The sequence below is a fragment of the Streptomyces sp. NPDC052236 genome (assembly GCF_044548015.1).
In the GTDB taxonomy this organism is placed as follows: Bacteria; Actinomycetota; Actinomycetes; order Streptomycetales; family Streptomycetaceae; genus Streptomyces.
This window is the reverse complement of the sequence record NZ_JBIUBL010000001.1, coordinates 107,645-128,794: the sequence shown is the minus strand read 5'-3', so window position 1 is coordinate 128,794 and position 21,150 is coordinate 107,645. Positions and strand designations below refer to the sequence as shown.

The window sequence follows — 21,150 nt, the reverse complement described above, 5'->3', positions numbered from 1 at the left end:
CTGAGCTGGGGAGATGATGGTGATGACCGAACGCGACGGAACGCAGAGAGACGACAAGGCGGTCTCTCGGTTCGTCGAGAGCTTCGCCGCGCAGCTTGCGGAGGCCGGGATGCAACGGATGCCCGCGCGGGTTTTCGCGGCGCTGCTGTCGTCGGACTCGGGGGCGATGACGTCGGCCGAGCTGAGCGAACAGCTGCGGATCAGCCCGGCGGCGATCTCCGGCGCGGTGCGGTATCTGTCGCAGCAGCACATGGTCTCGCGGGAGCGCGAGCCTGGCTCACGGCGTGATCGCTACCGCGTGCACAACAACCAGTGGTACGAGGCGCTGGCGAACCGCGACCAGATGATGAAGCGGTGGGAGGACGCGCTGCGGGAAGGCGTGGTCGGCCTGGGACCGGAGAGCGAGGCGGGCCGCCGTCTGGCGGAGACGCTGGCGTTCTTCGAGTTCATGGAGGAGGAACTGGCGGGAATGCTGGAACGCTGGCGCGTGCGGCGCGCGGAGTTGTTCGGCGCGAAATCCAGCCTGTCCGGCGATTGAGGACTCCGCCCGAAGGGCGGTACCGGGGTATTGGGGGCTGACGCCCCCAATACCCCGCAGGGTTACCCGCCCCCCGCCACCCGCGGCAGCGTCAGCCCCCACGCCCCCGGCCGCAGCGTCCACGTCCTCGTCTGCACCGGGCCCGTGATGTGCGCGTCCGCGCGGTAGCGGAAGTCCGCTCCCGACACCGTCACCGACAGCGCCCTCGCCCGTACCGGCTCCGTGTCCGCGCCGTGGCGGACCACCACGTCCGCGCGCCCGCCTCCCGCCCGTACCGTCACCGCCTCCACCAGCCGGTCCAGGTCCGTCAGGACCACCCCGTCCGCCTCCACCCGCAGCCGCTGCGCCCGCGCCGCCACCGGCACCGGCGGGGCCGGGTGGACCAGGGTGCGGACCAGGGAGCGGCAGGTGTCCCACACCCACGTCGTCCCATGACCCCCGTGCGAACCATGCGCCGCCCCGTTCGCGCCGGCCGCAGCCGTACGCGCCGGTATCGACAGGTCCCCCAGCACCACCCCGTCGCTCTCGTCCTCCAGCAGGTCCAGCCGCTGCACCGCCCCCTCCAGCACCGCCCGCGCCGCCGCCACCGCGCCCATCGGCACGCCCAGCGAATGCGCCAGCTCCACCGAAGGGCCGACCGGGACGACCGCCAGCGCCCCGTCTCCCAGCCACCGGTCACGGTGCAGCAGCGCCACCGCCCGCAGCAACGCTCTGTCGTCTCCGATCACCACTGGCCGCCGTGAGCCCCTGCGGGCCAGCGCCCGCGCGAATTCCTCCGGTCCCTCAGGAAGGCAGATCTTCGCCTCCGAACCGCCACACAGAACATCCTTCGCGATCCGCACGGACTCGCCGTCACTTCGGCGGGCGACCGGGTCGATGACCACCAGTAGCTGGTCGTGAGCCGACACCTCGGTCCTTCCTCGGGTAGCATCTTTGTGCAAGAGCCCCTTGCGCTATTGCGCCAGGGGCTTGGTCTATTCCGGGGCAACCGGTCCGAAGACCCAGGCACGGCTCAGGCCCCCTGACCTTGGACATGCCCCGCCCGGAAGGGGTGTACGCCTGTGCCCGCACTTGTGCTGCTCGGTGCTCAGTGGGGTGACGAGGGCAAGGGAAAGGCCACCGACCTGCTCGGTGGATCAGTGGATTATGTAGTGCGCTACCAGGGCGGCAACAACGCCGGCCACACGGTCGTCGTCGGCGACCAGAAGTATGCGCTGCATCTCCTCCCTTCCGGCATTCTCTCGCCGGGTTGTACCCCGGTCATCGGGAACGGCGTCGTGGTCGACCCGGCGGTTCTGCTCTCTGAGCTGAGCGGCCTCAATGACCGAGGCATCGACACGTCAAAGCTGCTGCTCAGCGGCAACGCGCATCTGATCACTCCGTACAATGTCACCCTCGACAAGGTGACGGAACGGTTCCTCGGGAAGCGGAAAATCGGCACGACCGGCCGTGGCATCGGCCCGACGTACTCCGACAAGATCAACCGCATCGGCATCCGCGTCCAGGACCTCTACGACGAGTCGATCCTTGAGCAGAAGGTCGAGGCCGCGCTCGACTCCAAGAACCAGCTTCTCGCCAAGCTCTACAACCGCCGCGCCATCGAGGCGGGCAAAATCATCGAGGAGATGCTGCAGTACGCGGAGAAGCTCCGGCCGTACGTCGCGGACACGACCCTGATCCTCAACAACGCCATTGACGAGGGCAAGGTCGTCCTCTTCGAGGGCGGCCAGGGCACGCTCCTGGACGTCGACCATGGCACGTACCCCTTCGTCACCTCATCGAACCCGACCGCGGGCGGCGCCTGCACCGGAGCCGGCGTGGGCCCGACGAAGATCAGCCGGGTCATCGGCATTCTCAAGGCGTACACGACGCGCGTCGGTGCGGGCCCGTTCCCCACGGAGCTCTTCGACGACGACGGCGCGGCGCTGCGCCGCATCGGCGGCGAGCGGGGCGTGACCACCGGCCGCGACCGCCGCTGCGGCTGGTTCGACGCGGTCATCGCGCGGTACGCGACCCGGGTCAACGGCCTGACCGACTTCTTCCTCACCAAGCTGGACGTGCTGACCGGCTGGGAGCAGATTCCGGTGTGCGTCGCGTACGACATCGACGGCAAGCGCGTCGAGGAGCTCCCGTACAGCCAGTCCGACTTCCACCACGCGAAGCCGGTGTACGAGTATCTGCCGGGCTGGTCGGAGGACATCACCAAGGCGCAGACGTTCGCGGACCTGCCGGCGAACGCGCAGGCGTACGTCAAGGCGCTGGAGGACATGTCGGGCGCGCCGATCTCGGCGATCGGAGTCGGCCCCGGCCGTACCGAGACGATCGAGATCAACTCCTTCCTGTAGGAGCACGGGGCTGTCCGCGGCCGACCCGACCCATTGACGGGGTCGGGTCGGCCGCGGACAGCGAGACCATCAGACACGCCGCTGGTAGCGCGAGCGGGCCAGGAGGCGGGCCGTGCAAAGCAGCTCTCGGATCGCCGGCTCCGTTCGCGATCCCGGGTTCACCACAGCCAGCCAGCCCAGAGTGCCGTAGACGGGGTGTGCCATCACGGAGTCGATCACGCTCGGGTCGGTCTCACCCGGGTCGACCTCACTCCTGGTCGCGTCGCGCGGCTGTTGGCCTGTCCGGCTGGTGAAGGCTTCCTTTCCGGCGAAGAGATTCAGGCGAAAGGTGTCGGGACGGTTCAGACGTGATCGCTCGTCGCCCGGATAGTCCTTCGTCACGATCGTCGCGAAGGGCTGAGTTGTCTTCGGGACCTCGCCATCGGGTGCGTAGTAGAAGAACGTGTCGCCCCAACTGATCTCGGGTGAACCGTCGCCGGGTGTCGGCCTGAGGGTCAGAACCCCATCGAGGCCGTTGAGGAACTCAATGATCTCGTCGATACTCATGTGTTCCAGCGTTTCATTCACTTGTGGAGACTTTGGCCCCAACAGCCGAGGTGGACTGGTGAGAAGTCGCAAGTCGGCCAATATGCGGACGATCGATGTCGCGCGACATGCGGGGTGCTCTGTCCAACAGGTGCGCAATCTCGAGCGCGACGGCGTGCTGCCTCCAGCGACGCGCACCGGCACGGGATACCGGATCTACGACGAAGCGCATCTGCGTTCCGCGCTGGCCTATCGAGCTCTTGCGGACGGCACAGGGCCGGTCGAGGCCAAGAGGATCATGCGTGCGGCGCACGCGCATCCCAGTTCGGACCTGCTTGCCCTACTGGACGCGGCACACGCTCGACTCGACACGGAGCGGCGGGAGCTCAGGCTGGCCAAAGAGGCCGCCGCGACAATCTCCGAGGAACCGATCGACGAGGTACGGCCATCGGACGCCATGAGCATCTCTGAGCTCGCCGTCGCGCTCGGTGTGCGTCCCTCGACGTTGCGGCACTGGGACGCGGAGGGCCTTGTCGTGCCCCGTCGAGCCTCCCCGCGAGGACCGCGACGGTACTTCCCCGATGACATCCGAGACGCGCGGATCGTTCATCAGCTACGCATGGCCGGCTACCGCATCGCCCCACTCCACGCCTTGATGCCGGAGCTGCGACGCACCCGCCGATGGGACGAAGTAATGACCACATTGGCCGCCCGGGACGCGAGCATCGATGCCCGATCGAGAGCTCTCCTCGACGGCGCCGCCGCACTCAGCACGTTGATCGCGCCGATCGCGCCGACGAGTCTCAGCTGCCCGAACGGTGGCCTATCCGCCACCAGGACGCGTTGCTAACTTCCGGGCAGGGGACAGGGAGGGGCGTATGAAGGTCACCTTGGCAGTTGCTGACCCGAGTGGCGCGAGTGAGAAGCACCACCGGTCCTGCGACTGACGCACCGGTGACCGCGAGGTCAGCCCTCGCCGCAGATCCGCAGCCCCTTCGGCGTCGCGCACGGCAAGTGCCCGTGCGTCCGGACCACGTCCTGCCCGGGCCAGGAAGCTCGACGCCGGCGAGTCGGCGGGCGGCCGGCCGTACGTGTACGCGTACTCGATCTCCCGGTACGGGTACGCGCTCTCGCCGATATCGTCCACGGACGGCGCGTCGCCCGCGATGTCCAGCCGGTGCGAGTCGTCCCGGCCCCGCGCCCCGCGTCAGGCGGGTCCCGTGCCTCGGCCCACCGGCCGCAAGACGCATCGGGCCGGGCCCGCCGCCCGTAGCGTGATGCCCGTGGAGACCGGGACCTCCACGTCCACCGCCTCCAGTTCGTACTCCTGGAGGATCATCGCGAGCGCCAGCACCGATTCCAGCATCGAGAAGTGCTGGCCGATACACGCTCGTGGCCCGCCCCCGAACGGGAACCACGCGTACCGAGGGCGGGCCTTCTCGCGCTCGGGTGTGAACCTCTCGGGGTCGAAGCGCTCAGGCTCGTCCCAGTACCGGGGATGCCGGTGCGTCACCCATGGCGCCACGACCACCGTCGCGCCCGCCGGGATCGTATGGCCGTCGATCTCCGACGCCGCGACGGCCTGGCGGCCGACGACCGGCCCCGCCGGATAGAGCCGCATCGCCTCCTTGAGGACCTTTGTCAGATACGGCAGCGCGTCAAGATCCGCCGCCCCGGGGACCCGCCCGTCCGCCAGTACGCGTACGACCTCCTCCCGCGCCCGGGTCTGCTCCTCCGGGTGGCGGGCCAGCAGGTGCAGCGCGAACGCCAGCGAAGTCGCCGTCGTCTCGTGCCCGGCCAGCAGGAAGACCAGCACCTGGTCGCGGACCTCGGACGCGTCGAGGGGGGTGTCCTCGTCGCTCTCGGCGTGGGTGAGGAGCGTCAGCAGGTCCTCGCCCATCGCGGCGTCCCCGTCCGCGCGCCGTTTCTCGATGATCCGGTCGCACTCCGCGTACAGCTCGTCCATCGCGGCGGTGGCCCGCCGGTTTGCGGGCGTCGGCCAGGAGCGCGGGAAGTTGGCGGGGGAGTAGCCGCGCGTGAGTGTGTACTCCCCGATGATCGGGAAACTGCGCTGCACCACGTCGACCGCGCTCTCGACATCCACGCCGAACAGGATGCGGGCAACCGCGCGCAGAGTGAGCCGGGTCGTCTCGGCGGCGACGTCCACCGTGGCGTCCGGGGCGTTGCGCCAGGTGGCGAGCATGGCCGAGGTCTCGTCGGTGATGGAGGCGGCGTAGCCGTCGACCCGGCGGCGGGTGAACAGGGGCTGTACGAGCCGCCGTTGCCGCAGATAGTCGGTGTCTTGGCTGGTCAGCAGGCCATTGCCGAAGGACTGCCGGACCTCCTCGTAGAACGGGTTGTCCTTACGGAAGTTGGCGGACTCGGTCGCCAGCACCTGCTGGGCGCCCTCCGCCGAGAACACGCCGTAGATCTCGACCCGCAGGCCGGGCGGGCCTGCGGTGATCCGGACTACGTCTCCGTGTTCGCGCTGTGCGTGGAGGTAGGTGCCGAGCGAGTCGCGCTTGAGATCAAGCATCGAGCCCAGTAAGGGCAGACCCGCCGGGCCGGGGATCTCCGTGCCAGTGGTCGTCATGGCTGCTTCTCCTCAGTCCGCCCAGGCGAGGAAGTTCGTCCAGGCGGTGGGGGCGACGGTGAAGGTGGGGCTGTTCTGGAGCTTGGAGTCGCGGAGGTGTACGGCGTGGGGGCAGGTGGCGATCTCTACGCAGTTGCCGCCGCCGCTGTCGCTGTATGAGGACGTCCGCCAGTCGATGGCGACCTCGACGCAGTTGCCACCGGTGTCGTCGCTGTAGCTGGAGGTGAACCACCGAAGGGTGTTACTCATTGCCAATCTCCTGCCAACCGCTCGATAAGGTCCAGCGATTCACGAGGACCCAGGGCCTGTGCTCGGATCTTCGCATACTGCTGTGCGTATGTACTCACCTTTCCCGGCTCGGTGAACAGCAAGCTCTCGCCCTGGATCTCCAGATAGGCAAGACGGTCGTGCTCAGGAGTCTCCACCAGGTTCAGCTCGCCGCGAGCGCCCGCGTATTCGCCGCTGAAGCCGCAGTTCCTCGGCAGGACCTGGAGCGTCACGTTGCGCCGCCGCGCACACTCCGCGAGATGCGACATCTGGGCACGCATGATCTCCTCGCTCCCGATCCCGCGATGCAGCACCGACTCTTCGAGCACCAGCTCGATCAGCGACATCGGCTCCCGGTCGAACAGCGCCTTCCGTGCCATCCTTCCCTCCACCAACTCGTCGACCCGCTCTTGCGGGGGCGGCGGGTACCCACCGCTGATCAGCGCCCGCGCGTACTCCTCAGTTTGGAAGAGACCGTGGACGGCGATCGGCGCGTACAGGCACAGCCCCACCGCCTTGAGCTCCAGCAGCGCGTGATTCTTGAACTGCGCCGGGTACTTGTCCAGCCGTACGTAGTCCCGCGCGTGCTCGAAGATGCCGGTGCCCTCCCCGAGCACCCGCTCCAGCGCGACGAGCATCTCGTCGCTCGCGGGCTGCGCGCACGTCTCCATCGCGCTCACTGCCGCGCCGGAGAAGCCGAGTTGCTTGCCCAGCTGGTCCTGTGTCCAGTGCCTCCTGTTGCGCAGGTGCTTTGCGACATCGGCCACGAGACGCGTCGCTGGGCCTGCCATTTCCTTGTTCTCTGCTCGTGCCATTTCCGATCACCTTTCGACTCGACCGGACTCAACCGGTCCCAACCGATCCATGCCGAATTTCGCCCAGCGGGACGATTGTTGGGACCGGTCGACCCTGCCCGACGCCACCCGCGTGACCATGGAAAACGCTAGTCGTCGTCACTCAGAATGTCCCTATGAATACAGAAAGTCGCCAAGTGAACCTGGACTGGATTCCGGCCTCTGGATTCCAGCTCCGCAAGGCAGGCGTGCAATTCGACGCGGTACGGGTCGACGGCGAGGACGGGCGCAGGCTCGCCGACTTCATCGAGGAGTTGACGGACGGCGAACCCGGCCCCATCGTCATCGAGTCGTCCGGGTGGCGATCCGTCTACTTCCTCGTACCGGCGGGGAGTACGTCCCACCGCCACTGGCCACGCGGCACCATCCGCCTCAACGCGGGACCGTGCCACGTGAGTTACGTGCCGGTGCCCGCCCTGCACGGCCTTACCTGGCCGCTGGCCTGGCGCGTACCGCCGACCCCCGACAGCCGGTTCGTACACCCGGTGCTGCTGAACAAGGCAGCGTGCGCACTACTGGAGTGACTGTCAGTGGTGGCCGCTACCGTCCCGGGTATGACTGAACTCAGCTTCTACGACCTGGCCTTCGGCGTGAGCCCAGGGGGCGCCCGTATGGACGCGCACTTCATCAGGGGCACCCTGGATGAGGTGAAGGCCGACCTTGCCGGGGAGCTGGCCGAAGAGATCAACCTGTATTTGCTGTGCTGGTACGGCGCGGAACTGACGCTGGACGTCTACCAGCACGGCAAACGGGAGCAGTCGATCGACCTCCACCCGTTCATCACCATCGCGATCGACGGCTATCCGGACATCACGTTCAAGGGTCCGGGCGAGCCTGTCGGCTACGACTTCGACGAGGCCGCGGACGGCGGGACACTGTCCGATCGGATGTTCATGGGCAGCCTCGGGGACGCGGTCAGGGTCACCGTCGACTGGAGCCGGATAGAGGTGCCGCCGCTCATCGGCGAAGTCGCCGGATGGGACGACGAAGTGGACCTTGGCGACTATGAATCCGTCGAGTACGGCATGACGGATTTCGAGGCGTGAGCCTCTGACTCGGCCTCCCAGCCCAGCTCGGCGACCCGCCCGGACGCCTCCGTGAACCCCGCGTCCCCGAGCGCCTTCCGTACGGCGGCGGTGATCCGGTCGACGTCGCCGCGCTCGGCCGGCAGCAGCGGGGCCCCACCGACGCGCGCGCCCCGGCAGCGGACGCCAGCAGACTGGCGGCCTTCCTCGTACCGGCCCGCCGGCGCCCGGGCACCGGCGGGCCCTCCAGGTGGCCTCCGCCGCCCTGTTCCTGGCTGCCGACGCGACCTTCACCACCAACGTCGAGTTCCCTGTCGACGGTGGCTTCGCGCAGGGCCTCCTCAGCAGCCACTGAACAGCCCGGCCATGGAGACCCCGGCCGTACCTCAGTCAGGCGTAGAAGTTGCGCTGCCAGCGGTGCTTGGCGAGCACGGCGAGCTGGTCTGCGGTCAGCGGGCGGCCGTCGCTCACGACGGTGTTGCGCTCCACGTTCCGTACGCTGCGCATGCCCGGGATGACGGTGGAGACGGCCGGTGCGCTGAGCACGTACCGCAGGGCGGTCTCCGCGATCTCGTCGCAGGCGATCCCCAGATCGGCGGTGATCGCGTTGACGTGCTGCTCGACCTGCGCGGGACGGTCGCCGCGGAAGTAGCGGCTGCGGAAGTCGCCCTCGGGGAAGGTGGTTCTGGCCTTGATCCGGCCTGTCAGACCGCCTTCGTCGAGGGCGACCCGGACGATCACGCCGACCCCGTGTTCCTGGCAGGCGGGCAGCAGGGTGTCGGCCGGGGCCTGGTCGAAGATGTTGTAGATCACCTGCACGGTGTCCACCACGCCGCTACGGACGAGGGCGAGGGCGTTGTCGGGCTGGTGGTCGTTGATGGACACGCCGAACAGGCGGATCTTCCCCTCCTGCTTCAGCTCGGCGATGGTCTCCAGCCAGTCGCCGCGGCCGACCCATTCGTCGCTCCAGACGTGGAACTGCAGTACGTCGAAGTGGTCGAGGCCACTGGTGCGCAGACTGGTCTCCAGGCTGTCGCGGATATGCGCGCCGGGGAAGGTGGTCGCGGGGTCAAGACCGTCGGGGGCGGGCCAGATGCCGTTCTTCGGCGGCACCTTGGTCGCCACGTACACCTGGTCACCGGTCCGCTCGCGGACCACCCGGCCCACGATCCGCTCGCTCTCGCCGTAGCCGCGGGCGGTGTCGATGAAGTTCACGCCGAGGTCGATGGCGCGGTGCAGCGCGCGTACGGACTCGTCCTCCGTGGCGCCCACCCAATGGGTCTCGCCGATTCCCCAGGCCCCGTAGCCGATCTCGGACACCGACATTCCACTGCGTCCCAGGTCGCGGTAGCGCACAGTCGTCCTCCACGTCATGTCACGGTCGTCGTCGCGGACGACCATAGGCGCGATCCGGCCGCACGCAGAACCGTTTTCCCGTGCGGACGGCGGCACACTCAGCCGGCGGAGCTGCCGGGTACGACGAGGCCGGTCTCGTAGGCGATCACGACGGCCTGGGCACGACTGCCGAGGTCGAGCTTGGTCATGGTGCGGTTCAAATGTGTCTTGACGGTCGCCTCGCTGATGTACAGCTGTTCGGCGATCTTGGTGTTGGACAGGCCTCTGGCCGTGAGCTGAAGCACCTCGCGTTCGCGTGCGGTGAGCGCCTCAAGGGCGGCCGGGGTGTCCGGGACCGGTTCCGCGCGCTGGACGTACGACTCGATGAGTCTGCGGGTGACGCTCGGCGCGAAGAGCATGTCACCGTTTGCGACGGCGGTGATCGCCTCCAGCAGCCGCTGCGGGCCGGTGTCCTTGAGGAGGAACCCGGACGCTCCGGCGCGAAGCGCCGCGTACACGTATTCGTCGAGGTCGAAGGTGGTGAGCACGAGGACGCGCGGCAGCGCGGGCTTGCCGGACGGGGACTCCGGGGCGCGGCCGACGGCCTCGGCGAGGATGCGTTCGGTGGCGGTGGTGCCGTCCATGCCAGGCATGCGGATGTCCATGAGAATCACATCTGGCCGGGTGTGGGCCGCGCAGGCCACCGCCTCTTCACCGTCGGCCGCTTCACCCACGACCTCCACGCCGGGTGCCGCCCGCAGCAGTGCGACGAGCCCCGCACGGATCAGGTACTGGTCGTCGACCACGAGCACCCTGATCATCCCGGTAACCCACTCCCCCCGGGCCCGGCGCTCGCCGAGGTGGGAAGAATGAGGCGCACGCTGAATCCCCCTTCGGCCCGCGGACCGACGTCCACCGCTCCGCCGTAGAGCCTGGCGCGTTCCCGCATGCCGATCAAGCCGAGTCCGGACGAAGGAGGGATATTGGCCGGAAGTGAGCGATCCCGCCGACCGTCGTCGGTGACGTGGACCAGTAGTTCCCCGGGCCGGTACTCGACGCGCACGGTGGCGCTCGCCGAGGGGGCGTGTTTGATGACATTGGTCAGCGCCTCCTGCACCACCCGGTAGGCGCACAGCTGCACACCGGGCGCCAGCGACCGGGGCTCTCCCTCAATTCGCAGGTCGACGGGTACGCCGGCGGCCCTGACCCGTTCCGCCACTTCCCCGAGACGGGCGAGGTCAGGCATCGGCGCGTACGGTGTGTCCCCGGCGTTTCCCTCCTCCGAGTCGGCCCGGTCCCCGTCGCGGACGTTGTCCGGTCCGGTGCGCAGCAGGGTCAACATGCGGCGCAGTTCTCCCAGCGCCTCGTGGCTGGTTTCCGCGATGGCCCGCAGCGCCCCGCGGGCGGTGTCCGGCGCGGAGTCGAAGACATAACCCGCCATTCCTGCCTGCACGTTGACCACCGACATGTGGTGGGCGACCACGTCGTGCAGCTCGCGGGCGATGCGCCGCTGCTCCTCGGCGACCGCGCGGCGCGCCCGGTCCCGTTGCTCGTGGCGCAGTTGCCGCGCCAACTCGGCGAGGCGCTCGGCGCGTTGCGTGGAGATCCGTGCGGCGATACCGAACCGGCAGGCGACGGCCGGGAATACGACGGCCTGGGCGGCGACGGTGGCCATGGAACCCTGCTCGGCCCGGATCCCGGCGTACGCCCAGACGGCGCCCACCAGCACGGTGCAGACGACGGCGGGGCGCAGGGGACACAGGGAGGCCACGGTGTAGAGGGCGAGAGCGGGGCCCATGGAGTTCACGACCGGCCAGTAGTCGAGGGCGATGAACACCGCCCACAGGGAGCAGGCGACCGTGCACACCACCACGGGCGCTTTCCTTCGGGCCAGGAGGGGCGCGTTGATCAGGCAGGTCAGCGTGAGGCCCAGGGCGTCCTGCGTCTGCCACTCGCTGCTGGGCGGGGGCTCGCGGCTCAACAGGACGCTCACCGCCGTGAAGGCCATGGCCAGGGTGGCGTCGAGTAACGACGGTCGTGCCGCTCGGAGCGTTCGCTTCGTCCTTCGCACGGGCGGCAGCGTACGGGCACGGCGCCCGTACGGGGCGGTGGCGGCCGGCCGGCCGCAGCCTTCGGCGGTCGCCGCGTCTACAGCTGTGGTTTACCGGTACCGCCAGGGGTCCAGTCAGAAGGTGCACCCCTGGGTTGACGTGGTGAAGGTATGACGGACGTTAGTTTCTGCGATGTCGGAAGCACTCCACACTGAGGGGGAAATCTCGTGCGAATGCAAACTCGTATCGCTCCTTTCGCGTTGACCGCCGTACTGCTCGGGGGAGGAGTGGCCGTTGCGACGACCGGCCCGGCCAGTGCCTCGGCGCAGGCGCCCACAACGGTTCAGGCCTGCCTGGACACCCCGAGGAACTACACCGGTACGCCGGGCAGCGGCAGCAGCAACGCGCACTGGCCCGCTACGGGCTCGTACGCCCGCACCACCGCCAGCTGCGTCGACATCAACGTGAAGATCAGCGATGCCACCCGCCGGGTCAGGACCTGCTTCAGGGCCACCGGCAGTTGCAACGCTTGGAAGACGGCCACGACGGGGCGGTGGGTGCTGGCCGCCACGAATGTGCGGGACACAACCGAGTTCTACATCCAATTCGAGGGAACGAGGCGGAGCACCGGCCAGATCGCCTACTGAGGCGCTGAAAACGGGGTGAACCGTACGGGGCGTCGGTCGGAAGGCCGGCGCCCCGACTTCCCGGTGATCTGGACGAAACTCCCTAACTGGACTTCGTGTACGTGATCGGTGAGCCGCCCGAGCCCACCAGTTCACGGACGATCGTTGTCTCGTCGGGCATGTCGAGGCGGCTCCACTGGCCGGGGGCGCACTGCTTTCGGTCCCCGGATGTGACCTGGGTGGGGCCGAGTTCGAGGGGTGGGCCCGGGGCGCGGAGGGTGGCCTGCCAGCCGCAGTCGTAGTTCGGGCCGGTGCCGCTCAGGGTCATGACCGTGTCGCCTGTCGTGCCCTGGGTGATCGTCATGACGCGGGTGTTGGTGCCGTCGGCGGTCTCGAAGGAGCCGCGCCAGGTGCCGACGTACTCCGCCGGGACGTCGCCGCTCGCGGGGGTGGTGGCGGGCGCGTTCGACGGGGTGGCGGACGGCGTCTGCGGGCTGGGGGTGGTGGGGGCCGCCGTGTTCGTCGGGCCCGGCTTCGGGGCGGGGGCGGCGGACTTGCCGTCGTCGTCGCCCATGAGCGCGTAGACGAGGCCGCCCGCGCCGAGCGCGACCACCAGGGCCACGGCGATGAGGGCGATGGCGGGTCCGCGGCGACGGCGCGGTGGCGATGCCGGTACTGGGGGCTCGGGGTACTGGGGGTAGCCGTACCCATGGCCGTATGCGGGGGGTGGCGACTGCGGCGGGTAGCCGTATGCCATCGACTGCACCGTCTCGGCGACCGGGAACGGCGGCGGTGGCGGAAGCAGCGGGAGCGGGGCGGGGGGCTTCGGGGAGGCGGACGCCGTTGAGGTCATCGTCGGTGGCTGCGTCGGTGCCGGGGGGAGCTGGGGGCGTTCCTTCGGCTGTTCCACCTCCAGCAACTGCACCGCGTGGCGGCCGAGTTGCGCGATCAGCGCACCCGGCAGCCATGGCTCCCCGTCCGCGTCGGACGTCGTACCCGCGCTCGTACGCTCCAGGATCTCCGCCAGTGACGGGCGGGCCCCGGGGTCCTTGTCCAGGCAGTCCCGTACGAGGTCGAGCAGGCCTTCCGGGACCCCCGTCAGGTCCGGTTCCTCCTGCGCGATACGGAACATCAGCGCGTGGACGCCGCTGTCGGCCGAGCCGAACGGGAAACGGCCCGTCGCCGCGTACGCGAGAACCGCCCCGAGACAGAAGATGTCGGCGGTGGCGGTCACCCGGTCGCCGCGTACCTGCTCGGGGGCCATGAAGCCGGGGGAGCCGACGAGTGCGCCCGTGCGTGTGAGGCCGCCGTCCGTGACCGTTTCCAGGGCGCGCGCTATGCCGAAGTCGATGACGCGCGGGCCGTCGATGGTGATCAGGATGTTGGAGGGCTTGAGGTCACGGTGGATGAGGTCCGCGCCGTGGATGTTCTCCAGCGCGTGCGCGAGGCCGGAGGCCAGGATGCGGACGGAGCGCTCGGGAAGTGGCCCGTGATCGCCGCCCGAGACGACGCTGTGGAGGGACGGGCCCGCGATGTAGCCCGTGGCGACCCAGGGGACGGCGGCCTCGGTGTCCGCGTCCAGGACGGGCGCGGTCCACTCCCCGCCGACGCGCAGCGCGGCCCTGACCTCCTGGCGGAAGCGGCTGCGGAACTCCTCCTGGGCGGCGAGCTCCTGGCGTACGAGCTTGACGGCTACCGTGCGGCCACGGTCGGAACGGGCGAGATAGACCTGCCCCATGCCGCCGGCGCCGAGGCGTGCCAGCAGCCGGTATTCGCCGATCTGTGGTGGATCTCCTGGTGCCAACTGCTCCATTGCCGCGCGGCCCTTCCCCGTACCGGACTCTTGGGGCATGTAGGTCAGGATCTGGCTTCGTTCGCTCCTGCTCTCGGCCTCGCAACCCCGTACCCATATGCGAGGAGAAGACTGCCATGGCCGTCAAGCCGTGGATTCACTTCGCAGGACACGGCAGGCCTCATCGACTATCTGAAGGCCGCCTTCGGGGCAGTGGAGCTCGGCCGGACGACCGGCGAGAACGGGCGGATCGCCGTTCATTCCTGCGTCGCCTCGTTGAGCTCGTTGAGCTCGTTGAGCTCGTTGAGCGTGCCCGGGTCGATCGTGTCGAGGGCCTGGGAGAGCTGCTCCAGCACCCGTGCCGTCTCGGCGAATTGGTCGGGGCCCAGGGCTTCGGCGAGGCGGGCCGCCAGCGCCGCGTGACCCGGGTTGATCTTCTGGATCGCGGCCCGGCCCTCCTCGGTCGGGCGGAGCAGCTTGGCCCGGCGGTGGGCGGGGTTGGGCTCGTACGCCGCCAGGCCGCGCGCGACGAGCAGATCGGCGATGCGCTGCACGCTCTGGCGGGTGATCCCCATGTCGCGGGCGATCCCGGCGACGGGCAGCGGCTCGCGCAGTACGGCTCCGAGGACCTGCCACCAGGCGGCCGTCAGCCCGCCCGGTTTCGCGAGCACCTCGGATACGGCGAGGAACTGGCCGTTCAGCCGGAAGACGCCGAGCGCTGTCCGGCTGAGCAGGTCCTGTGGGTGAGTCTCGGGGCGGCGGGTCATGAGCTGAGGATCTCGTACGCGGACGCGTCGGAGTCGTGGAAGAGCCGGTACCAGGCGTCCAGCTTCTCGCCCTCGTACACACCGAGCAGGGCGAAGACCTCGCGGGCGAACGCGACCGGCTCGGTCGGCCCCGCGGTGATCAGGTTCCGGTCGGTGACGGCGTCGGCGTCGCGGTAGTGGTCGCCGCCCCGGTAGCCGGTGGCGTCGAGGTAGAAGGAGACGGCGCTGGTGTGCGCGCGGTCGTTGAGCAGGCCCTCGCGGGCGAGCCCGGCGGTGGCCCCGCAGATCGCGGCGACCGGCACACCCGCGTCGAGGAACGCGCGGGCCTTGGCAGCGAAGGGGGCGAGGTCGTCGCATGCGTCCCAGAGGTGCGCGCCGGTGAGGATGAGGAGGGCACTGTCCTCGGGGTTCAGCGCGTCGAGCGCGAGATCCGGCTGGGCGCGGACGCCGCCCATGGTGGTGACGGGGTCGGTGGTCGGCCCGACCGTCCGCACGGTGAAGCCGTGCTGGGTGAGGTGGGCGGTGGTGTGGCCCGTCTCCCAGTCGGCGAACGTGTCGTAGACGGCGAGGTGAACGGTCCTGCGGGTCATGGTGCCCTCCATCGACGTGCGCGATCGGACATGACAGAAGGCTGTCATATCGACAGTGTGCTGTCAATGATGGCAGGTGTCCCGGTACGCCACGGTCGGGAGGTACGTCTTCCACGCGTCCCGCGACAGGCCACCGCCCGCCCGCGCGCAGACCGCCTCCGCCGTACGCTCCGGCGCCAGCGGGTACGAGCGGACCGCCACATGCGGAGTGGTGACCCGTACGTGCGAGGAGTCGGCGTCGAAGGCCAGGGCCAGGACCGCGCCGTTCGCGGGCGGGAGGGGTGAGCCCTCGGCGCGCGGGGACGCGGTGTCCCACAGGCGCACCGCACCGTCCGCGTCGCCCACGGCGACGGTGCGGCTGTCGGGCGAGAACGCGAGCGCGGGGATGCGCCAGTCGGGCCGTGCGCCGGGGTCCGCCACGGCGGGCCTGAGCAGGGCAAGGCGGTTCTCGCCGTGGCCGTCCCAGAGGGTGACGCGGCCGTAGTGGTCGGCCATGGCGAGGTAACGCCCGTCGGGGCTGAACGCCACTGCCTTGACGGCGCTCTCACCGGGCAGGACGCGTTGGGTCCGGCCAGTCCCGGGGCCGATCAACTGGTGTTCGTCGGTGAGGAGGTGCCCATCGGGAGACTGGGCCAGCAGGGTGCCGTACCGCTTGCGGGGGAGCTTGGCCGATGTGTGCTCTGTGAGATTCCGTTCCTCGATGTCGTCCGGGGAATGCGAGACGAACAGCGACGACCGGCCGCCGAACACAAAGCCCGTGACACCTGTTGTGCCTGTTGTGCCTGTTGTGCCTGTGACGTCGTCGGTCGAGCGTACGGTGACGGTGGCCGAGGCATTGACATGGGCGAAGGCGCGGCCGTCCGGGCTGAAAGCCGTCACGGGGATCCGCGCGCAGGTATCGCAGACCGCACTGGGAAAGGCGGCCCGCAGGCGGCCGGTCCCGCCGTCCCGCAGCTGGACCTCGTGGTTCTTCCCGCGCTCCACGGTGGTGGTGGCGAGGGCGCTGCCGTCCGGACTGAAACGGGCGCTGGTGAACGGCTGTTGCTCCCACACCCCCTCCACCGCTCCGTCGAGCGCGACAGTACGTATGGCGCCGGCGACGTTGTCGCCCTCCACGTACCGCAGGACCCCGCCCTTCAGATCGAGGGCGAGCCCGCTGACGTTGCCACCGGTCAGCCGGTGGCGCAGGACGGGCGCGGACGGATCGGCGGTCCGCCAGAGCTGGATCTCCTGCGCCGCGATCGTCGCCGCGTAGTCGCCGCTCTCGCTGAACTCCGCTTCCGACAGGCCCGCGACGGTTATCCGGGGGCGTTCGCGCCCCGACCGTACGTCCCAGGTGAGCAGCCCCGTGTCCGTGGTCACGCCCAGACCCCGGCTGTCGGGCGTGAACTCGAAGTCCTGGAGGTCGCAGAGCTTCTGCCCGGCCCTGTCCTTGTCGGCCCAGGGCGTGTGCAGCCTGCGGCGCTCCCGTACGTCCCAGATCTGCATCCGGCCGTCGTCCCCGCAGGACGCCAGCAAGCGGTCGTCGGGGCTGACCTCCGTACGGCGTGCCCGCTGCTCCAGCATGAGCAGCAGCCGACCGTTGCGCGCGTCCCACAGCTCAACCGTGGGCCCGCCCTTGGCACGGGAGTGGCTCTGGACGACGAAAGTACGGCCGGTCGGCGCGAATCCGCCTTCATACGCGTCTTCATGCGCGTCGCCCGAGGGCCCGAACGCGGGGCCGGTCAGGCGGCCCGCGGCCAGATCCCAGATCCGTACGCCCTGCGGTGTACGGACGGCGACGGTCCGGGTGTCGCGGCTGACGTCATCGATTCGTCCGGCGTGCGGACCCAGCCCCTTGAAGGAGGGGAGCCGCTGCCGCGTGACCATGTCCCAGCGGTCCGTACGGTCCGGGCCGACCACCGTACGGATACGGCCGTCCTGGCTGAGCCGTGCCCAGACGCTGTTGTCGGCCGTGTTGTCGTCCAACGGGAACTGCGAAGCGTCGGCGACGGTGAACAGGTCCAGATCACGTTGCGCAGCCGCCCCGAACAGCGCCTCCCGCGTCTCCGGCAGATCGGCGACGCGCCACGCCGCCAGGCTCAGCCGCATCGCGTTCACCGGGTCCGATTGGCGCAGCGTGCCCGCCACGGCGGCCACCCGCCGGGCTTCCGCCTGCTCCGCCTGCCGCGCACTCGTACGGCTCTGCTGCCACGCGACCAGCCCAGCGACGACGGCGAGGCAGAGCAGCACGGACAGGGTGACGGTCAGGCCGCGCAGCCGGTGGGTGGTGCGGGCCGCCGCCCGCTGTTCGCGGTCGTGCGCTTCGAGGGAGGCGGTGAGGAAGTCTCCTTCCGGAACGGTCAGTTCGGCGTGCCGGGTCCCTTGAGCGGCGAAGGCCTCGCTCGCCGCGGCCAGTTGGGTGCCCCGGTACAGCGCCCCCGCGTCCCGTCCCAGCACCTCCCACATCCGTGCCGACTCCGTCAGCCGCCGGTGCAGCCGCAGCCGCTCGCGGTCCGCCTCGATCCAGCCGCGCAGCCGCGGCCAGGCGGTGATCAGCGCCTCGTGGGCGAGGTTCACGGTGGCGGCGTCGGTGGTCAGCAGCCGTGCCCGTACGAGACGTTCCAGCACCGCCGCGGAGTCGACTGGTCCGTCCAGCCGGGCCAGCTCATCCTGATGGGCCGGACGGCGCGTGTCCTGGGTGCCGTCGCCCGGGGAGACCAGGCGCAGCAGCAGCGCACGCGCGGTGCGCGCCTGCGCCTCGCTGAAGCCGGTGAAGATCTCCTCGGCGGTGTGCGCGATGGCGCCCTGTACGCCGCCGATCGACTCGTACGCGGCCACCGTCAGCGTCCTGCCCCGCCGCCTCCGCCAGGTTTCGAGCAGCGCGTGGGACATCAGCGGGAGCCCGCCGGGCTCGTCCGCCACATCGGCGACGATACGAGCGGTCAGGGCGCGCTCCACGATCAGCCGCTCGACCGTGGCGGGCCCGACGATCGCCTCCCGCAGGCGCGCCGGGGCCATCGGCCCGACCAGGAGCGTGGCGTCCCGCAGGGCGTCGGCCAGCCCGTGGTGCTCGGCGCACCGCCCGTAGAAATCCGCCCGTACGGCGATGACGACACGCGCTCCGGAGCCCAGCAGCAGTTCGATGAACTCGGCGCGTTCGGCCGGATCGTGGCAGAGGGTGAAGACCTCCTCGAACTGGTCGACCAAGACCACCGCGTCGTCGGTCAGCAGCGCCTTGTGCGTGCGGGCGGGGTGTTCGCCGGGCGTGAGGACACGTATCGCGGCAGGCAGCGGCTCCTGCCCCGTTCGCAAGGCCGGTACGAGTCCGGCCCGCAGCAGCGATGACTTGCCGCTGCCCGAAGCCCCCACCAGGGCCGCGAATCTGCGCCGCCCGGTCAGCTCCACCAGATCGGCGATGAGGTCGTCCCGGCCGAAGAAGCGTTCGCGGTCGTCGGTCCCGAACCGCCCGAGTCCGGGGTACGGAGAGGAGGCACGGTCGTGGTCCGCCCCGGCTGCCTGGTCCGCCGCCTCCTCTGCCGAGGCTTGTCTCCAGCGCCTCTCCCAGTCCGCCGGCTCCCCGCCGCACGCGGCGGCGTAGGCGAGGGCGACGGCCTGCGAAGGCAGCCTTTCACCGGCAGCGGCGGCGGACAGGGTGGGGGCGGAGTAGTCCGTCCGCTGTGCCATCGCCCGGTAGGTCGGGCCGCCCGCCTCTTCGCGGAGCTTGCGCAGCTCGTACGCGAAACGCTGGACCGGACCGGCGGCCGGGTCCAACGGCTTCTCGCGACGCCCCATGCCCCGGAGCGTAATTGACGTACGCGACATGGAATTGATTGGTGTGGCGGGAGGGGGCTGCCCATCAATGCGGCGGTCGTTGGACTCGGTGCATGATCGAGACCGCAGCCGTACTACGTCCCGTACTACGTCCCGCACCGCGTCGCGTACTACGTACCGAAGCCAGGCGTTCCGCGCATGCGGTTGTCCTGGCTCCGGCGGCCCTGACTCTGTTTCTCGGGATGTGGGGGATCCGCCGCGAGGGGACGTTGTGGGGCGACGAGGCGGTCACGTACGAGCTCGCGCACCGGACCGTGCCCGAGATCTGGCGCACGCTCGGCTCTGTCGACGCTGTGCACGGCCTGTACTACCTCTTCATGCACGCGGTGTTCGCCGTCTGGGACGGCGGTCTTGTGGCCCTGCGCCTGCCGTCCGTACTGGCGATGTGCGCGGTGGCCGCAGGGGTCGCGCTGATCGGCCGGCGGCTGGCGGGACCACGGGCCGGGCTGCTGGCCGGGCTTGTTCTCGCGCTGCTGCCGATAGCGCAGCAGTACGCGCAGGAGGGCCGTTCGTACGCGCTGGTGTGCGCGCTGGTCACGTGGGGGACGTGGCTGCTGCTGAAGCGGTGGTGGGTGGCGTACGGGGTGGTGATGCTGCTGGCCTGCCTGCTGCACGAGTTCGCGGTGCTCGCGCTGCTCGCGCACGGCGTCACCGTGTGGTGGTCCCGTTTCCGGGCCGGCGGTCCGGCACGCGGGTGGATGGTGGCGGCCGGCTGCGTGGTCGCGGGGCTCACGCCCCTCGCCCTCTTCAGCACCACCCAATCCGCGCAGGTCGACTGGATCGGCGCTCCCGGCACGCACGAGCTCGTGCCCTTCGCCGTGCTGGCTCTGCTGGGCTGGGCCTGCGCGTGCACCCGGGCCGCCGCGTCCGTTCGCACGGTCGCGCTGCCGCTCCTGGTGCTGCCGATGGGCCTGCTGCTGGCGGTCTCGTATCTGCGCCCGCTCTTCCTCGACCGGTATGTCCTGCCGTACGTCATCGGGCTCGCGCTGCTGCTGGGCGCGCTGCTCGACCGCTACTGGACGAGGCTGCTCGCGCTGTCGTCCGTCGCGGCGGCGCTGGCCGGCCTCGCCGTGTACGGCCCGGATCTGCGCTCGCCCGAGAGCCGTACGTCCGATGTCGGCGCGGTCGCCCTCGCCGTGCGGGATGCGGGCAGGACCGGCGACGGCCTGCTCTTCACGCCCGCGAGGCGGCGCGAGTACACGCTGGTTCACCCTCACGCCTTTCACGGTCTGACCGACCTGTCGCTGGACCGCTCGCCCCGCGCCTCGGACACGCTCTTCGGCACCGAGGCCGACCCCGCGGTGATCCGCTCCCGGATGCTGGCGAGCCCTCGGATCGTGGTGGTGCGGGACCTGGCGGGCAGGCCGCTGGACGCGGTGGCCGGGGAGGAGGCGAAGCGAGAGGTACTGCGGACGTACTTCGAGGAGCGTGCCGACAGGACGGTCGGGCGGGCGCGCGTCACCGTCTACGTGCGTATTTCCCAGGTTTCCCAGGCTTCCTAGTGGAGTCCAGTCGCCTCAGGGGTTCCGCATCGCCGGTTCGACCTCCAGGAAGCGGCGACGCCGCGGCCCCCGGTACAGCAGCGCCTCCCAGCCGAGCCGCGCCAGCGCCGCCGCGCACTCGGTCAGCCTGGCCTCCTCCTCCTGCGCCGCCCCGCCGCCCGGCGGGCCCAGCCAGTCCACGCGGACCATCCGAGGGCTGTCCTCACTGGGGCGTACGCGGTACCCCGTCGCCGTCCTCGCACCCGAGGCATCGAGCGCGGACGGCGGGAACCCCGACGCCTCCAGCACGATGGAGATCGCGCGCACCATCTGGTTGAGCTCCCAGGCCGCGGGCGCGGACTTCGTCACACGGCGAATCTGGAGAAGGCCCTCGAAGGCCGTCCGCACTTCGCCGGTACGTTCCCGGTGGGGCCGGGCAGACGGCGGTCCGTCGCCGGTGGCCGCCTCGAAGACGTCGGTCATACGCGCCTCCCTCTCAGCTCCCTTTCCGCCTCAGGACCGTACGCCCCGCGTCTGACACTCCACCG

Annotated in this window: 20 protein-coding genes and 1 pseudogene; 6 read left to right on the top strand and 15 right to left on the bottom strand. The window is 70.1% G+C overall.

Annotation, left to right across the window (positions count from 1 at the left end):
- The first annotated feature begins 22 nt into the window (after positions 1–22).
- The gene (locus ACIHCQ_RS00565) at positions 23–538 is read left to right on the top strand and encodes a GbsR/MarR family transcriptional regulator (RefSeq protein WP_399656328.1); all 516 of its coding nucleotides are present in this window, start codon (positions 23–25) and stop codon (positions 536–538) included.
- Positions 539–600: 62 nt separating this feature from the next.
- Here ACIHCQ_RS00565 and ACIHCQ_RS00560 read toward each other — a convergent pair whose 3' ends face one another.
- A complete protein-coding gene (locus ACIHCQ_RS00560; RefSeq protein WP_399656327.1) occupies positions 601–1,446 on the bottom strand; it encodes a diacylglycerol kinase in 846 nt (281 codons plus the stop codon).
- Positions 1,447–1,599: 153 nt separating this feature from the next.
- Between ACIHCQ_RS00560 and ACIHCQ_RS00555 the strand changes: the two genes are divergently transcribed.
- The gene (locus tag ACIHCQ_RS00555) at positions 1,600–2,883 is read left to right on the top strand and encodes an adenylosuccinate synthase (protein WP_399656325.1); all 1,284 of its coding nucleotides are present in this window, start codon (positions 1,600–1,602) and stop codon (positions 2,881–2,883) included.
- A gap of 69 nt (positions 2,884–2,952) precedes the next feature.
- On the opposite strand, the gene ACIHCQ_RS00550 is transcribed toward ACIHCQ_RS00555, so the two are convergent.
- Complete coding sequence (locus tag ACIHCQ_RS00550; protein WP_399656323.1) at positions 2,953–3,501, bottom strand: DUF6194 family protein; 549 nt, start codon at positions 3,499–3,501, stop codon at positions 2,953–2,955.
- Between the two features lie 10 nt (positions 3,502–3,511).
- Here ACIHCQ_RS00550 and ACIHCQ_RS00545 point away from each other — a divergent pair, with 10 nt between their 5' ends.
- Positions 3,512–4,258, top strand: a complete 747-nt coding sequence (locus ACIHCQ_RS00545; protein ID WP_399656321.1) for a MerR family transcriptional regulator — start codon at positions 3,512–3,514, stop codon at positions 4,256–4,258.
- Between the two features lie 116 nt (positions 4,259–4,374).
- On the opposite strand, the pseudogene ACIHCQ_RS00540 reads toward ACIHCQ_RS00545, so the two are convergent.
- The 4 genes and pseudogenes from ACIHCQ_RS00540 to ACIHCQ_RS00525 form a co-directional block, all read right to left on the bottom strand.
- Positions 4,375–4,588 (bottom strand): annotated as a pseudogene (locus ACIHCQ_RS00540) (phosphate ABC transporter substrate-binding protein); the annotation flags it as partial.
- 27 nt (positions 4,589–4,615) lie between these two features.
- Positions 4,616–6,001 (bottom strand): cytochrome P450, encoded by a 1,386-nt coding sequence (locus ACIHCQ_RS00535; protein ID WP_399656319.1) that lies wholly within the window; start codon positions 5,999–6,001, stop codon positions 4,616–4,618.
- Positions 6,002–6,013: 12 nt separating this feature from the next.
- A complete protein-coding gene (locus ACIHCQ_RS00530; protein ID WP_399656317.1) occupies positions 6,014–6,250 on the bottom strand; it encodes a DUF397 domain-containing protein in 237 nt (78 codons plus the stop codon).
- On the bottom strand, positions 6,247–7,083 hold the full coding sequence (locus tag ACIHCQ_RS00525; RefSeq protein ID WP_399656315.1) for a Scr1 family TA system antitoxin-like transcriptional regulator: 837 nt from the start codon (positions 7,081–7,083) through the stop codon (positions 6,247–6,249). The genes ACIHCQ_RS00530 and ACIHCQ_RS00525 overlap by 4 nt, the downstream gene beginning before the upstream one ends.
- A 155-nt stretch (positions 7,084–7,238) precedes the next feature.
- On the opposite strand from ACIHCQ_RS00525, the gene ACIHCQ_RS00520 reads away from it, so the two are divergent.
- A complete protein-coding gene (locus ACIHCQ_RS00520; protein ID WP_399656313.1) occupies positions 7,239–7,646 on the top strand; it encodes a hypothetical protein in 408 nt (135 codons plus the stop codon).
- A 30-nt stretch (positions 7,647–7,676) separates the two neighbouring features.
- Complete coding sequence (locus ACIHCQ_RS00515) at positions 7,677–8,168, top strand: hypothetical protein (RefSeq protein WP_399656311.1); 492 nt, start codon at positions 7,677–7,679, stop codon at positions 8,166–8,168.
- Between the two features lie 369 nt (positions 8,169–8,537).
- Here ACIHCQ_RS00515 and ACIHCQ_RS00510 read toward each other — a convergent pair whose 3' ends face one another.
- The 8 genes from ACIHCQ_RS00510 to ACIHCQ_RS00475 form a co-directional block, all read right to left on the bottom strand.
- The gene (locus tag ACIHCQ_RS00510) at positions 8,538–9,503 is read right to left on the bottom strand and encodes an aldo/keto reductase (RefSeq protein ID WP_399657530.1); all 966 of its coding nucleotides are present in this window, start codon (positions 9,501–9,503) and stop codon (positions 8,538–8,540) included.
- 98 nt (positions 9,504–9,601) lie between these two features.
- Positions 9,602–10,303, bottom strand: a complete 702-nt coding sequence (locus tag ACIHCQ_RS00505) for a response regulator (RefSeq protein ID WP_399656309.1) — start codon at positions 10,301–10,303, stop codon at positions 9,602–9,604.
- On the bottom strand, positions 10,300–11,490 hold the full coding sequence (locus ACIHCQ_RS00500) for a sensor histidine kinase (protein WP_399657527.1): 1,191 nt from the start codon (positions 11,488–11,490) through the stop codon (positions 10,300–10,302). The genes ACIHCQ_RS00505 and ACIHCQ_RS00500 overlap by 4 nt, the downstream gene beginning before the upstream one ends.
- Before the next feature lie 413 nt (positions 11,491–11,903).
- On the bottom strand, positions 11,904–12,119 hold the full coding sequence (locus tag ACIHCQ_RS00495) for a hypothetical protein (protein ID WP_399656307.1): 216 nt from the start codon (positions 12,117–12,119) through the stop codon (positions 11,904–11,906).
- Positions 12,120–12,262: 143 nt separating this feature from the next.
- Entirely contained in the window at positions 12,263–13,972 is a 1,710-nt protein-coding gene (locus ACIHCQ_RS00490) for a protein kinase (protein WP_399657524.1), read from the bottom strand.
- A gap of 236 nt (positions 13,973–14,208) precedes the next feature.
- Positions 14,209–14,718 carry a MarR family winged helix-turn-helix transcriptional regulator gene (locus ACIHCQ_RS00485; RefSeq protein WP_399656305.1) on the bottom strand — a complete coding sequence of 170 codons (510 nt, stop codon included), beginning with the start codon at positions 14,716–14,718 and terminating at the stop codon, positions 14,209–14,211.
- On the bottom strand, positions 14,715–15,308 hold the full coding sequence (locus tag ACIHCQ_RS00480) for a type 1 glutamine amidotransferase family protein (RefSeq protein WP_399656303.1): 594 nt from the start codon (positions 15,306–15,308) through the stop codon (positions 14,715–14,717). Before ACIHCQ_RS00480 ends, ACIHCQ_RS00485 begins: the two co-directional genes overlap by 4 nt.
- A gap of 63 nt (positions 15,309–15,371) precedes the next feature.
- The gene (locus tag ACIHCQ_RS00475) at positions 15,372–19,082 is read right to left on the bottom strand and encodes a hypothetical protein (protein ID WP_399656301.1); all 3,711 of its coding nucleotides are present in this window, start codon (positions 19,080–19,082) and stop codon (positions 15,372–15,374) included.
- Between the two features lie 92 nt (positions 19,083–19,174).
- Here ACIHCQ_RS00475 and ACIHCQ_RS00470 point away from each other — a divergent pair, with 92 nt between their 5' ends.
- Positions 19,175–20,623: a hypothetical protein gene (locus tag ACIHCQ_RS00470; protein ID WP_399656299.1), complete on the top strand. Its 1,449-nt coding sequence runs from the start codon at positions 19,175–19,177 to the stop codon at positions 20,621–20,623.
- A 15-nt stretch (positions 20,624–20,638) separates the two neighbouring features.
- Here ACIHCQ_RS00470 and ACIHCQ_RS00465 read toward each other — a convergent pair whose 3' ends face one another.
- Complete coding sequence (locus tag ACIHCQ_RS00465; RefSeq protein ID WP_399656297.1) at positions 20,639–21,085, bottom strand: hypothetical protein; 447 nt, start codon at positions 21,083–21,085, stop codon at positions 20,639–20,641.
- Positions 21,086–21,150 lie beyond the last annotated feature (65 nt).

Coding starts and splice junctions, on each gene's coding strand:
- ACIHCQ_RS00565 (WP_399656328.1), top strand. CDS start 23: ATGACCGAACGCGACGGAACGCAGAGAGACGACAAGGCGGTCTCTCGG.
- ACIHCQ_RS00545 (WP_399656321.1), top strand. CDS start 3,512: ATGCGGACGATCGATGTCGCGCGACATGCGGGGTGCTCTGTCCAACAG.
- ACIHCQ_RS00535 (WP_399656319.1), bottom strand. CDS start 6,001: ATGACGACCACTGGCACGGAGATCCCCGGCCCGGCGGGTCTGCCCTTA.
- ACIHCQ_RS00530 (WP_399656317.1), bottom strand. CDS start 6,250: ATGAGTAACACCCTTCGGTGGTTCACCTCCAGCTACAGCGACGACACC.
- ACIHCQ_RS00525 (WP_399656315.1), bottom strand. CDS start 7,083: ATGGCACGAGCAGAGAACAAGGAAATGGCAGGCCCAGCGACGCGTCTC.
- ACIHCQ_RS00520 (WP_399656313.1), top strand. CDS start 7,239: ATGAATACAGAAAGTCGCCAAGTGAACCTGGACTGGATTCCGGCCTCT.
- ACIHCQ_RS00515 (WP_399656311.1), top strand. CDS start 7,677: ATGACTGAACTCAGCTTCTACGACCTGGCCTTCGGCGTGAGCCCAGGG.
- ACIHCQ_RS00505 (WP_399656309.1), bottom strand. CDS start 10,303: ATGATCAGGGTGCTCGTGGTCGACGACCAGTACCTGATCCGTGCGGGG.
- ACIHCQ_RS00500 (WP_399657527.1), bottom strand. CDS start 11,490: ATGGCCTTCACGGCGGTGAGCGTCCTGTTGAGCCGCGAGCCCCCGCCC.
- ACIHCQ_RS00490 (WP_399657524.1), bottom strand. CDS start 13,972: ATGGAGCAGTTGGCACCAGGAGATCCACCACAGATCGGCGAATACCGG.
- ACIHCQ_RS00485 (WP_399656305.1), bottom strand. CDS start 14,718: ATGACCCGCCGCCCCGAGACTCACCCACAGGACCTGCTCAGCCGGACA.
- ACIHCQ_RS00480 (WP_399656303.1), bottom strand. CDS start 15,308: ATGACCCGCAGGACCGTTCACCTCGCCGTCTACGACACGTTCGCCGAC.
- ACIHCQ_RS00475 (WP_399656301.1), bottom strand. CDS start 19,082: ATGGGGCGTCGCGAGAAGCCGTTGGACCCGGCCGCCGGTCCGGTCCAG.
- ACIHCQ_RS00470 (WP_399656299.1), top strand. CDS start 19,175: ATGATCGAGACCGCAGCCGTACTACGTCCCGTACTACGTCCCGCACCG.
- ACIHCQ_RS00465 (WP_399656297.1), bottom strand. CDS start 21,085: ATGACCGACGTCTTCGAGGCGGCCACCGGCGACGGACCGCCGTCTGCC.